A 12,606-nucleotide genomic window follows, 5' to 3' on the forward strand; every position below is an offset into this window, starting at 1 on the left:
AGAAGGAAAGGATGAATGCCATGATTTATACATGTACGTTAAATACAGCAATTGATATGTTCATCGAAATGGAGGATTTTCTTCCGGATAAGGTGAATCGGAGTATATATGATGAATTCCAGCCAAACGGCAAGGGAGTTAATATATCAATTATTTTAAACAAACTTGGTACCCCTTCTACAGCTATCGGTTATATAGCCGGATTCAGCGGACATTATATTCAGGATGAGCTGAAAAAAATGGGTATCGATACGGATTTTACAGAAGTAGATGGTGTCACAAGAATTAATGCGTTTGTAAAATCAAATCAGGGTGAGTACAAAATTGTCAATAGCGGTCCGAAAATAACGGATATAAAAATAGATGAATTATTAAATAAAATTGCCGGATTTACAAAGGAAGATGTTTTATTTGTATCAGGCAGCCTGCCCAAGGGCGTTGAACCATCTATCCTGGTGGCAATCGCAAAGCATGCTGCTGATATCGGATTTCGATTAATTTTAGATATAAGTCATCCTATCTTAAGTGAATTAGTTCATTATCAGCCCTATTTAATCAAACCGAATGACGAAGAGCTCCAAAACCTGTTTCCAGAGGATAATCTGGATTCAGAACAGGCAATCGTTTACGCAGCCCGAAAATTAATAGATAAAGGCTGTCAGAATATCTTAGTCTCTATGGGCGGGCAAGGGGCTTACCTTGTCAATAAAGAGTCAACACTCTACTGTCCCGCACCTAAAGGAGAGGTAGTGAACACAGCTTGTGCCGGTGATACAACGTTAGCTACTTTTTACATTACTTTACAGACTAATACACCTGAAGCAGCACTAAAAAAAGCTGTGGCAGCTGGATCTTCTACTGCCTTCCGCTCCGGATTAACAGACTTTGAGGATGTTGAAAATCTGATGAAAGACTTGAACGTAAAAACATTAACCATATAAATGAAAGGGTGAAAATCATGACATATCGTTTTTTAGGCGTTACTGGTTGTCCTACAGGTATTGCGCATACGTTTATGGCTGCAGAAGCACTTGAGAAAACTGCTGAAGAAAAAGGCGTTTCTATTAAAGTTGAAACTCATGGGCAAAGGGGTACCGAAAACCAGTTTACTGCCCAGGAAATCAAAGATGCAGAGGTCATTATCATTGCTGCTGATAAAAACGTGGATATTGACCGGTTTCATGGTAAAAAAGTGATTAACGTTTCTGTTTCAAAAGGAATTAAAAACCCTGAGGAACTAATCGACAGGGCTATCTCAGGAGATGTCGCTGTCTATAAAGGCTCAGGCCAGGCGGCATCATCAAATAATGACAACAGCGATCAAGGGTCAGCCAGCATATGGCATCAGCTTTATGTACACTTGATGAATGGTGTCAGCCACATGCTTCCTTTAGTTGTTGCCGGCGGGGTGATGACTGCTGTTTCCTTTATGTTTGGTATTTATTCAGCTGATCCAGATTCATCTCAATATAATGTCATTGCCGAACAAATGAACACCATCGGTGGATTAGCAATGGGATTAATGGTTCCTGTATTAAGTGCTTATATCGCACAATCCATTGGTAATCGGCCCGGTCTTATTATCGGATTTATTGTCGGTATGATTGCCGACACAAACGGTACAGGGTTTTTAGGAGGAATTGCCGGCGGGTTCTTAGCAGGTGGAGTAGTTTTACTGCTCATGAAGGCATTAAAGAATCTGCCAAAATCACTTGACGGTTTAAAAGCCATTTTCTTACTTCCGGTTCTCGGAATCTTTATCGGCGGGTTTGCCATGTGGTACTTATCCGTCCCAATGGAAGCAATTAACCAGGGAATGATGAATTTCCTTAGCAGCTTCCAGGATTCTAATCCACTCTTGTTAGGATTGATTGTAGGTATTATGAGTGCATTCGATATGGGCGGCCCGGTCAACAAGGCTGCTTATGTAACAGGAACAGCACTGCTTGCACAAGGTAACTTCTTATTTATGGCAGGTGTTTCCGCTGCATGTATCGTTCCGCCGCTTGCAACTGGATTTTCCGTATTATTTGCCAGACGCAGCTACAACCAGGCAGAAGCAAGTGCCGGATATGTCAATTTCCTATTAGGTTCTACACACATTACAGAAGGTGCAATTCCTTTTGCAGCTAAAAGGCCTTTTACCATTATTCCGATTATTATGGTAGGTTCTTCTATCGCTGCCATGCTGACCTATATGTTTAAGGTAGAAGTACCAGCGCCACACGGAGGATTTATCGTTCTTCCTGTTGTAACACACGCATTCTTATGGGTGCTGGCAATTCTAATCGGTGCTGTTATTTCTGGATTCTTAATGGCACTAGAACAAAAAAGACATCAACGGAAAAACAATGCTGAACAAGCAGCTGCATCCGTGCAAAAAGGACAGCCTGCTTCCGAAGAACAAGGCAGTCTTTTAGAAACAAATCAAATTTATCTGCAGCAAAAGCTGGATTCCAAGGATGAAGTTCTGACATTTATAGCAGAAAAAGCGAAAGAATTAAATATTGCAACAAATGCAGAAAAAGTAGTAAGCGGACTGCAAAAAAGAGAATCGGAAGGCTCGACAGGAATGGAGAACGGAATTGCTATCCCACACGTGAAGAGTGGGGCAATTCAACAGGCCAAATTAATGGTTGTGCAATTGACAGAAGGTATCGATTGGCCTGCAATGGACGGAAAACCAACAGACTTCGTTATCAGTATTCTCGTACCAGATGGAAGCAGCAACGAACATTTAGATATTTTATCTGCTCTTTCCAGAAAACTGGTGAATCAGGAATTTATTGACCAACTAAAAGCTTCTCAATCAGAAGCTGAAATAAAAGAATTATTACTTGGAGGCGTTAAAAAATGAAAAATTTAGATAAACTAATGAATGACCAGGGTATTATTTCCGCACTTGCTATTGATCAGCGTGGTGCACTAAGAAGAATGATGGGTAATGACATTTCCGGTGAGCAGATCTCCGATTTCAAACAGCTTGTATCAAAAGAGCTTACTCCTTATGCTTCTTCTATCCTGCTTGATCCCGAGAATGGATTAGCAGCAGCGAAGAAAAGAGACGCAAACTGCGGATTAATCCTTGCCTATGAACAAACAGGCTATGATAAGCAGGAGCCTGGACGTTTCCCGGATTTAATTCCAAATTGCTCTGTAAAAAACCTGAAAGCGGAAGGCGCTGATGCCATTAAATTGCTCATCTATGTAGACGTAGATGAGAGCAAAGAAATTAATGAAGTTAAAGAAGCCTTTGTAGAGCGTGTCGGCAGTGAGTGTGTTGCAGAAGACATTCCATTGTTCTTAGAAATCCTCACCTATGACGATTCAATTGGCAATGAAAAAGGATTAGAATTTGCCAAAGTAAAACCGAAAAAAGTTATTGAAGCAATGAAACGCTACAGCGAATCAAGATTTAATGTTGATGTATTAAAGGTAGAGGTTCCTGTAAATATGAATTTTGTGGAAGGCTACGCAGATGACGAAACAGCTCAAACCCAAGCAGAAGCAAAAGCTGTTTTCAAAGAACAATCTAAAGCAACAGACCTGCCATTCATCTTCTTAAGCGCAGGAGTCACTCCGGAACTATTCCAGGAAACATTACGTTTTGCCAAGGAAGCAGGATCTACATTTAATGGTGTTCTTTGCGGAAGAGCAACCTGGAGCGGTGCAACAACTGAATTTAAAAATGTTGATGGAGCAGCTGCTGCAAAATGGCTGCAAACTGAAGGCGTTAAAAATATTCAAGAATTGGATAAGGTTGTGCAAGAAACAGCAACATCTATTTCTTAATAAATGCCAGAAAAGCTCAGTGACTATACTGGGCTTTTTCTGGCATTTCCCTTCTACTTCTTATTCATAGTATGTTATTATTCATTTTGTTACATGCTAATCATGGGACTATGTTATAAGGAGCGAAACCCATGCCTAAAAAATACATAATTATCGGCAGTACGCTTGCTTTTATTATCATTATTTTGCTCGTATCTATTTTCTACTTTAAAACCTCCTTCACCTCTCTGCCGACGAATCTGCCGGTTATTCTGGCGGATGAGCTTACCAGTGACGGGGAACGGATACATGTTGATTCAATTACTATTGTGAAGTCTGATTCCAGTCATCTGAATAGTGATGAACCTGTACTCCCTGAAGGTGAGGAAGAAATTGTATTAAATAGATCGAATGATATCACCAGAATGCTTATTGAAGATGTCCGAATTTACAATGGTGGAAGAATCACAAGCGATAGCCAGGAATATACCGTCGAAATGAGCCTGTCCGATGACACGCAGCTATATCTCTATACCACGAACGAATATATCCGTATTGTTCCGCCTGACCAAAATGGAAGACTGTATAAGGTCCTGGATAAAGAAAACGCAGTGTATGTATACTTCCGCTCTTTCTTTGAAGAAAAATAACGCTCGTTTGCCAGCCTGCATCATTCCAGAAACCATCTAAACATGCTATCCTAGAGGGAGAGTATTATTAGAGGCTGGAGGGGATTCAGGTTGAAGAAAACGGTACAGGTTGTTGCAGCGATTATAGAGAATGAGCACCGTGAGATTTTATGTGCTTTAAGATCCCGGCATATGTCCCTTCCGAACATGTGGGAGCTCCCCGGCGGCAAGGTGAAAGAAGGAGAAGACCTCTTTACAGCATTAGAGCGTGAACTGTATGAAGAAATGTCCTGCAGAATCCAGGGACAGGAAGTTTTTCATGAAAATGTACATGAGTATGATACATTTATTATCCAGCTCATAGCCATTAAAGCAAAATTAGTTCAGGGCGTTCCTCAAAAAAACGAACATGCTCAGCTGATTTGGCTGCAGAGAGAAAATCTTGCTTCCTTGCATTGGACACCTGCTGATATACCAGCTGTTGAGGCACTTATGAATGAAACTTTAAAATAACAAACTGCCTCTTTTAGACAACAAAAGTGAAAACTTCCGCTTTTCGGCATCCAAAGAGAAACATCTTGCCGGGAAACCTGCATAAGCACTCCAATTGCTTGTGCAGGTTTCTTTTTTTATGATCATTGTTTATTTGAGTATATATGAATTCCATGATTTCCTCTTATTTAATTTCAGAAAATCAAATAAGCTCATCACAGCAGGATTAGTAGAATCAACCTCTATTTCTACTGTGTCCACACCATTATCTTTGAGCGACTGCAATTGACTGAATAAAAGCTGCTTCAATAGATTGGTGTCCTGTTTTGTTTGCCCTGCACCAACCCAGCCAATTTCGTAATGGTATTCTGTATCACCGGGATGAAGCATTATGTATGCGGCAATTTCTTCCTCTATAAATAAAACAGAACTCCTATTTTCATCCGGACAATCATTTTTTAAAATTTCTTCCCATTCCGCAAGTGTAAAGCTTTCAACAGGATTATCCGCATGTGTCTGTTCGTAATCCGATTTTATTTTGGTCAAAAACTGCTGCTTCTTTTTCCAATCAGACATCACTTCTTTTAGAGGAGTTATCTTTTTATCTATAGCCAGACTATCTAGATTCTGCAGCATCCAGGTCACTCCAAATGTTTCTTCAAACGTCCTCCGGAATAGCTGAAATCCTTTTTCTTCCATGATAGCAATATTATCTATTTCACTGGAATAACAGGAGTAAATCCACTTATACTGGGAGGCTGTACTCTCAAGCAGTGGCGTAAGAAGCTTATGTATATAAACGTTTTGATCTTGATCCTCCACGGCAAAGAATCGGATATATTTTGCAGAAGGATGGAAAGAGTTTAGCCAGCTAAGTGCTAATCCAATTGCCTTCCCGTCTTTTTCAGCAATAAATAATTCATGGTGCTTATCAGATTGAAGGATTGATTGTACTGTTTTCAGCTTATTTTTTAAAGAAGGATGTATTTCTATATCGTTAATGCTCTTTACATTTTTTATATTCGTCACGGTTATCACCACTCTTTCTGTATTGGTTTCAGTATAGCATTGTATATTTGGAAGCAGGAGATTTATAAACAGTTATCTTTTATAAAATCAGGCTTGCACTTTCATTTGTGGTTAAATTGAAAGAAGACTTCTGCGTAAACATATCGCTGTTTGTTTATGCAGAAGTCTTCTAATACTGATTCAGTACCTTTGTAGTCTATCTTTATTTTTTTACAATAATCTAAACACCTGAATAAGCCATAAATCCACCATCCACAGGTACGGTAATTCCTGTTACAAAACCAGACATATTGTCGTCGGCCAACCACAGCAATGTTCCTAATAAATCTTCTGGCTTTCCAAATCGGCCTTGTGGAGTATGATTGATAATTTTCTCTGCACGCGTTGATAGAGAACCATCTTCATTAAGCAAAAGTCCCCGGTTCTGTTCTGTTAAAAAGAACCCTGGCGCAATCGCATTAATACGAATACCTGTGTCTGCAAAATGAACAGATAACCATTTTGTAAGATTATCAATGCCTGCTTTTGCCGCACTATAGGCTGGAACTTTAGTCATCGGGGCTGGAGCTGCCATGGATGAAATATTAATAATATTCCCGCCCCGTTCGGTCATATTTTTCGCAAATACTTGCGTTGGAATAAGTGAACCGACTAAATTCAACCGAAACACATGGTCAAAACCACTCAACTGCAAATCGAAAAAAGATTTTAGAGAAGTATTTTCAATATCTCCTGCGTCAAATGTTTCTTTATCTGTAATGGCATCCGGATGATTTCCCCCAGCTCCATTAACCAGCAAATCACATTCTCCTAATTCCTGCTTCACAACCTCATACGCTTCCTTCACATTTTCTTCATTTAATACATCACAAGATACTGCAACCGCCATACCGCCCTGCTCTTTTATTTCATCTGCTACCTTCTGTCCTTTTTCCACATTTCGATTTAAAATTGCTACTTTCATCCCTTGGCGGGCAAGCTCCTTTGCCATTGCTTGACAAAGAATGCCGCTCCCGCCTGTAACAACCGCTGTTTTTCCAGCTAGACCTTCATGCGTTGGTAACATCACTTATGCACGCTCCTTCTTCTTCACTAATTCATAAGCATCCCAAAGACCCCAAAGATGCATGATACCTAAAGCGCGATCATATAAACCATAACCCGGACGACATTTTTCATTCCATAAATGTCTACCATGATCCGGACGGGCATATCCTTTAAAACCAGTCTCATGATATGCTTTGACAATATCATCAATCGGCACTGATCCATCCTTTGAACGGTGAGATGTTTCGATAAAATCACCATTTTCATAGATTCGTACATTGCGGATATGTGCAAAAGCAATACGATTATGGAATCTGCGAATGATAGCCGGAATATCATTATTTGGATTAGCACCCAATGACCCACTGCACAATGTCAAGCAATGTGAGGGGCTGTCTGAAATAGACAGATACCTTTCAATGGCCTGCTCGTCCGTGATAATTCGGGGAAGGTTAAACACAGGCCAAGGTGGATCATCCGGATGTATAGCCAGTTTAATATCCTCCTCTTCAGCAACAGGAAGAACTTCCTTCAAGAAATACTCTAAGTTCTCCCATAATTGCTCCTCATGTACATCTTCATACGCCTTAAAAGATTCTTTAATTGTTTTCAGGCGTTCCGGCTCCCATCCAGGCATTGTATAGCCCGAATTGGTTATTTGCTCAATCAAATCATTGGGATTCATATCATTCACTTTTGATGTTTCATAAAACAATGCAGTTGACCCATCTTCTAATTCCTTATACAAGTCGGTACGTGTCCAATCAAATACCGGCATAAAATTAAAACAGACTACCTTCGCACCTGCTTTGGCAACATTCTTTAGGCTCGTTTTATAATTTTCTATATATTTATCTCTTGTTTCTTTGCCTAATTTTATGTCTTCATGCACGTTAATACTTTCTACTACATCTAAATGAAAACCATAAGCATCGGCTTGCTTTTTTACTTCTAATATTTCCTCTTCCGGCCAAACTTCACCCGCTGCACGATGGTGTAATGCCCAAACCAATCCTTCTACGCCAGGAATCTGCTTAATTTGTGCCAGCGAAACAGAATCGTTATTTTCACCATACCACCTAAATGTCATTCTCATATCCTATCCACTCCTGCTGCTAAAATGTCAACACAATTTTTCTTACTTCCTCAGGTTTGTTTTCCAATAGATCAAATGCATCCTTAACTTGTTCCATCGGAAAACGATGCGAGATAATCTGACTTGGATCCAGTTTCCCTTTTTCCACTTTTTCAATAACGCCTTTAAATTGATGCGTCTGCAGTCTCGATCCTACAACTTTCAATTCCTTTTTCGTTAATAGCAGCGAAGGTATTGCAGAAGGTTGTTCGTTGAAACCTAATGTAACCACTGTCCCTGCAATAGAAGCCAATTCAACCGCCTGTTGAAATGTTTGTGGAAGTCCCACTGCATCAATCACCACATTTGCCATTTCTCCATCTGTTAATTCATCAATTTTCTCAGTTACTTCTACCTCTTTAGGCTGAATGATAACGTCTGCACCGATGGAAGCAGCATAATTTAATCTCGTCTGATTAAAATCAGAGATAAATACTTTTGCTCCACGCTCCTTAGCTAATAAAAGACAAGCAATGCCTGTTGGTCCTGCACCGATAACAAATACAGTATCACCTCTCCTGACTTCGCCTCTAAATGTTGCCTGAGCACCTATGGTTAACGGTTCGATGAGTGCCGCGGCTTCTTCGGAAACACAATCCGAAACCTTATGCCAATTCTTTTCTTCGGCCTTAAGCCATTCACTCATACCACCGTCCCGATGTACACCAAACACCTCTAATGATTTGCAGACATTCGGCTGTCCTTTTTGGCAAGCATAGCATTCTCCACAGTAAAGAATCGGCTCTAGAGCCACTAAATCTCCTACCTTCAGTGACGTTACCTTATCACCCACTTCCTCGACAATACCGGAAACCTCATGACCAATAACTCGAGGATATACTGTAAAAGGATTGCTTCCGTGATAAATATGAACATCCGAACCACATATACCAACGCTTTTCACTTTAACAATAACATCCTGTGTGTTTTCCAACTTTGGTTTTTCTATTTCTACAATTTCCAATTCACCAGGTTTTTCCACCTGTATAGCTTTCATAATTTATACACATCCTTTATTCAAATAAACTTGGTAAGAACAATGATAACGAAGGAACATAGGCTACAATAATTAATACCACCATTGCCACTGCAAAAAATGGGAGCAGCTCTTTTACGGTTCTGGTAATCGGCACTTTAGCGAATGTCGATGCTACAAATAGACAGACACCCACTGGAGGCGTAGATAATCCAATCATTAGAGATAATACCATTACCACTCCAAAGTGAATTGGATCCATTCCCACACTTTGTGCAACTGGTAGTAAAACTGGGAATAAAATAACCAATGCTGCAATTGTCTCCATAAACATTCCAACAAGTAAAAGTAATATAATTATTAATAAAATAACAATGATAGGATTTTCCGAAATTGATAAAATTCCGTTTGCAATAAGAAGCGGAACACCTTCACTGACTAAAATCCACCCGAATGTATTTGCAAAACCCACAAGAAGGAGGATAGAAGCAGTGGATCGTAAAGTAGTCAATAAAATACCAGGTACTTCTTTTAAACTCAGTTCTTTATAGACAAATTTCCCAACAATAAAAGCATACACAACACAAACTACCGCCGCTTCAGTTGGTGTAAAATATCCGCCAAGAATTCCCCACAAGATAATAACAACCATTAACAATGCCCAAAATGCACCCAAAAATGTCTTTCCAATTACAGAAAATGACTGTTTCTCTCCCTTAGGATACTGACGTTTTACAGAGATGGCGTATGTAACAATCAAAAAACCAATAGCTAGAAGGATACCTGGAATTGCCCCAGCTAAAAATAAGTCCCCAATAGAAATACTCGCCAATGTTCCAATGATAATCATTGGAAGTGAAGGGGGAAGCATCGGTCCAACGGTAGAAGATATGGATGTAACCGCAGCAGAAAATCCGGCGCCATATCCTTGCTTTTTCATTGCTGGAATCATGACAGAACCTATACTTGCTGTATCGGATAAAGCTGTTCCAGAAATTCCTGCAAATCCTAAGGAGGAGGCCACGTTCGTCAAGCCTAATCCACCTCTTATATGACCAACAACGGCATTTGCAAAATCAATTATACGATTGGTAATTCCTCCGGCGTTCATCAAATTACCGGCGAGAATAAAAGCGGGAATCGCAAGCATAACAAATGAATCTAGTCCGGCAAACATGGTTTGCGGTATGACTTCCAACGGAACTCCGGCAACAAGCAAATAAACCAAGGTTGATATACTTAAACCAAAGGCGATTGGTACGCCAAAAGCGATTAATAGCAGAAATAAACCAAAAAGCAATAAAGCCATCATATTTGCTCACTCTCCTCGTCCTGGCTCTCCCCAGTAAATTGGTCAATAATGTAAACAACGGAATATATCATTAATAGAATCGCCAGTAAGGGAACCGCTGCATACGTGTAAGACATTGAAAAACCTAACGTAGGAGCATAAAAATCAGAACCTAGATTGACAAGCTGTATTCCATAGATAAATAATACGATAGAAAACAATAAAATCATTACAGAAATAACACTTTCATATATTTTTCGGACACGATCAGACAATCGTTCAATCAATATATCTACCCGGATAAACTCTTGTTTTCTCAATGCCAGTGGAGCTGCTGTAACAATAGAATACACAAATAAATAGCGGGACAGCTCTTCTGTCCATATAAAATCATATGGAAAATAGCGACTTAAAATTTGAATAATAACGATAAGCAACAGAGCTGTAAATAACGACATTGTCACTATTCCAAGAGTCTTATCAACTTTTTTCATCATATTCATTCTTCATCGCCCCCGCTTTCTTCCGCTGCATCTAAAATATCAAGATACAATTCTAACTGCTCCTCATTAAAATACTCTTCCAACGCCGGCAACATTGCTTCACGAAAAGCATCTTGATCTACTTCTTCATTGATTTCCATTCCATTATCTAGCAACCTTTGAAGAACTGCTTCGTTTTCTTCTTCCAATAAACCTTGTGCATATTGTTCTGCTTCTGTTGCAGCTTCTTTTACCGCCTCCTGCTGTTCTTTAGGCAGCGCTTCCAATTGTTCTGAACCTACCACTACATAAATCCATGAACGTACATGTTCTGTTAAATTCAAATAGTTTTGTACTTCATAGAACCCATTACTTTCAATAAGGTCATTCGGATTCTCCTGACCATCAATGACACCTTGCTGTAAGCCAGTAAATACTTCATTTAAACTGATTACCTGAGGCTGAGCTCCTGCCGATGACCAAGAATCTAAAAATAATGGCACGTTTGGCACACGCATACTAAATCCTCTTAAATCCTCAGGTGTTGAAATTGGATAATTAGATGTTAAATTTCTCGGAGCGCGCTCCATATAAAATAACGGTGTTAAGCCAACATCTCTCTCAATATCCTGTTCAATCCTCTCTCCAATCTCACCTTCAATAATATTACGCATATGCTCCTCACTCTCAAACGCATATGGAACCGCTAACATCACAGCGTTAGGTGTCCATACTTCTAATGTCTCCCCTGTGATGGTTAAATCCGTAGCTCCATAACGAATCGAATTAATATTATCTACTTCACTGCCCAGTTGACTATTTGGAAAAATCTCAATGACAACTTTTCCATCTGTTTTTTCTTCTACCCGGTTAGCAAATTCAACAGCTGTGCGATGCCAGAGATGACTTGCATCGGAAATATGTGTCATCTTCCAATGTGTAACATCATCATCCTTTGCGGAACTCTCCTTTGTGGAAGAGCATCCACTTAGAATAAGGAGAGTCAGCAAGCTGAATACAAACATTCTCTTTAACATGATGTTTAACCCCTTTATAACATTTTTATTTAATTAAAATAGTCAGGATACATATCCTTGAGTGCTTTTTGATCATATATAAGTAATGCCAGGTGCGCCCGAATCAAATCCTCCGCTTTTTTTTGATTCTTTTCCTTTATAGCCTCAACCATTGCCTCATGCTGTTCAACTAACTTCTTCCAGTTCAATTTTAACTCGATACTCAATTTACGAAGCCGCATAGAATGCGTGTCCATTTTTTGAATTGTTTTCCATACACGATGCTTGTCCGTCCCCTCTGCAAGCAGCCTATGAAATTCTTTATCTAAAATATATAAGGTATTTTCATCATCATCATCTCTTGCCTTTTTCTGTTCTATTACATTCATTTCTAATTTATTCAAACAATCATCAGAAAACTGTTCACATGCTAAACGAATAATTCCTGCTTCCGCCTGCTCTCGTAAAAAACGTGCTTCTTCCACATGATCTAAATCAATTAATGCCACAAATGATCCTCTTTGCGGAAGCACCGTTAAAAGTTCATCTTCTTTTAATCTTAGAAAAGCTTCTCTGACGGGGGTGCGGCTAACCTCCAGCTCTTCAGAAATCTCTTTCTCAGAAATCGCAGCACCAGGAGGCAGCTCCAAATCCATAATAGATTCTCTCAATGAGTCGTAAACAAAATCTCTCGTTGAATGTTTAAATTTAGTTCGGTTTAACATCTTCTTATCTCCT

Annotated in this window: 13 protein-coding genes; 5 read left to right on the forward strand and 8 right to left on the reverse strand. The window is 39.5% G+C overall.

Translation table 11 applies throughout. The annotated features are described in order from the left end of the window. The first annotated feature begins 11 nt into the window (after positions 1–11). The 5 genes from pfkB to IEX29_RS08430 all read left to right on the forward strand — a co-directional run bounded on the left by pfkB (position 12) and on the right by IEX29_RS08430 (position 4,913). Positions 12–941, forward strand: a complete 930-nt coding sequence (gene pfkB, locus IEX29_RS08410; RefSeq protein WP_229720141.1) for a 1-phosphofructokinase — start codon at positions 12–14, stop codon at positions 939–941. A 17-nt stretch (positions 942–958) separates the two neighbouring features. Then, a complete protein-coding gene (locus tag IEX29_RS08415; protein WP_188734018.1) occupies positions 959–2,857 on the forward strand; it encodes a fructose-specific PTS transporter subunit EIIC in 1,899 nt (632 codons plus the stop codon). Continuing rightward, entirely contained in the window at positions 2,854–3,792 is a 939-nt protein-coding gene (lacD, locus tag IEX29_RS08420) for a tagatose-bisphosphate aldolase (protein WP_188734019.1), read from the forward strand. The genes IEX29_RS08415 and lacD overlap by 4 nt, the downstream gene beginning before the upstream one ends. A gap of 131 nt (positions 3,793–3,923) precedes the next feature. Then, positions 3,924–4,421, forward strand: a complete 498-nt coding sequence (locus IEX29_RS08425) for a hypothetical protein (RefSeq protein WP_188734020.1) — start codon at positions 3,924–3,926, stop codon at positions 4,419–4,421. 90 nt (positions 4,422–4,511) lie between these two features. Continuing rightward, positions 4,512–4,913 (forward strand): (deoxy)nucleoside triphosphate pyrophosphohydrolase, encoded by a 402-nt coding sequence (locus IEX29_RS08430; protein ID WP_188734021.1) that lies wholly within the window; start codon positions 4,512–4,514, stop codon positions 4,911–4,913. Positions 4,914–5,042: 129 nt separating this feature from the next. Here IEX29_RS08430 and IEX29_RS08435 read toward each other — a convergent pair whose 3' ends face one another. The 8 genes from IEX29_RS08435 to IEX29_RS08470 form a co-directional block, all read right to left on the reverse strand. Next, positions 5,043–5,921 carry a GNAT family N-acetyltransferase gene (locus IEX29_RS08435; protein ID WP_188734022.1) on the reverse strand — a complete coding sequence of 293 codons (879 nt, stop codon included), beginning with the start codon at positions 5,919–5,921 and terminating at the stop codon, positions 5,043–5,045. Positions 5,922–6,141: 220 nt separating this feature from the next. Next, a complete protein-coding gene (locus IEX29_RS08440; protein WP_188734135.1) occupies positions 6,142–6,987 on the reverse strand; it encodes an SDR family oxidoreductase in 846 nt (281 codons plus the stop codon). A 3-nt stretch (positions 6,988–6,990) separates the two neighbouring features. Beyond that, on the reverse strand, positions 6,991–8,064 hold the full coding sequence (gene uxuA, locus IEX29_RS08445; RefSeq protein WP_188734023.1) for a mannonate dehydratase: 1,074 nt from the start codon (positions 8,062–8,064) through the stop codon (positions 6,991–6,993). 19 nt (positions 8,065–8,083) lie between these two features. Then, a complete protein-coding gene (locus tag IEX29_RS08450) occupies positions 8,084–9,100 on the reverse strand; it encodes a zinc-binding alcohol dehydrogenase family protein (RefSeq protein ID WP_188734024.1) in 1,017 nt (338 codons plus the stop codon). A 16-nt stretch (positions 9,101–9,116) separates the two neighbouring features. Then, positions 9,117–10,391 carry a TRAP transporter large permease gene (locus IEX29_RS08455; protein WP_188734025.1) on the reverse strand — a complete coding sequence of 425 codons (1,275 nt, stop codon included), beginning with the start codon at positions 10,389–10,391 and terminating at the stop codon, positions 9,117–9,119. After that, on the reverse strand, positions 10,388–10,867 hold the full coding sequence (locus IEX29_RS08460) for a TRAP transporter small permease (RefSeq protein WP_229720142.1): 480 nt from the start codon (positions 10,865–10,867) through the stop codon (positions 10,388–10,390). The genes IEX29_RS08455 and IEX29_RS08460 overlap by 4 nt, the downstream gene beginning before the upstream one ends. A 2-nt stretch (positions 10,868–10,869) precedes the next feature. Next, positions 10,870–11,889 (reverse strand): TRAP transporter substrate-binding protein, encoded by a 1,020-nt coding sequence (locus tag IEX29_RS08465; protein ID WP_188734027.1) that lies wholly within the window; start codon positions 11,887–11,889, stop codon positions 10,870–10,872. Between the two features lie 29 nt (positions 11,890–11,918). Further along, positions 11,919–12,593 carry a GntR family transcriptional regulator gene (locus IEX29_RS08470; protein WP_188734028.1) on the reverse strand — a complete coding sequence of 225 codons (675 nt, stop codon included), beginning with the start codon at positions 12,591–12,593 and terminating at the stop codon, positions 11,919–11,921. Positions 12,594–12,606: the final 13 nt, after the last annotated feature.

The sequence above is a fragment of the Oceanobacillus neutriphilus genome, from assembly GCF_014645515.1.
In the GTDB taxonomy this organism is placed as follows: domain Bacteria; phylum Bacillota; class Bacilli; order Bacillales; family Amphibacillaceae; genus Oceanobacillus; species Oceanobacillus neutriphilus.

Coding starts and splice junctions, on each gene's coding strand:
- pfkB (WP_229720141.1), top strand. CDS start 12: ATGAATGCCATGATTTATACATGTACGTTAAATACAGCAATTGATATG.
- IEX29_RS08415 (WP_188734018.1), top strand. CDS start 959: ATGACATATCGTTTTTTAGGCGTTACTGGTTGTCCTACAGGTATTGCG.
- lacD (WP_188734019.1), top strand. CDS start 2,854: ATGAAAAATTTAGATAAACTAATGAATGACCAGGGTATTATTTCCGCA.
- IEX29_RS08425 (WP_188734020.1), top strand. CDS start 3,924: ATGCCTAAAAAATACATAATTATCGGCAGTACGCTTGCTTTTATTATC.
- IEX29_RS08440 (WP_188734135.1), bottom strand. CDS start 6,987: ATGTTACCAACGCATGAAGGTCTAGCTGGAAAAACAGCGGTTGTTACA.
- uxuA (WP_188734023.1), bottom strand. CDS start 8,064: ATGAGAATGACATTTAGGTGGTATGGTGAAAATAACGATTCTGTTTCG.
- IEX29_RS08450 (WP_188734024.1), bottom strand. CDS start 9,100: ATGAAAGCTATACAGGTGGAAAAACCTGGTGAATTGGAAATTGTAGAA.
- IEX29_RS08455 (WP_188734025.1), bottom strand. CDS start 10,391: ATGATGGCTTTATTGCTTTTTGGTTTATTTCTGCTATTAATCGCTTTT.
- IEX29_RS08460 (WP_229720142.1), bottom strand. CDS start 10,867: ATGATGAAAAAAGTTGATAAGACTCTTGGAATAGTGACAATGTCGTTA.
- IEX29_RS08465 (WP_188734027.1), bottom strand. CDS start 11,889: ATGTTAAAGAGAATGTTTGTATTCAGCTTGCTGACTCTCCTTATTCTA.
- IEX29_RS08470 (WP_188734028.1), bottom strand. CDS start 12,593: ATGTTAAACCGAACTAAATTTAAACATTCAACGAGAGATTTTGTTTAC.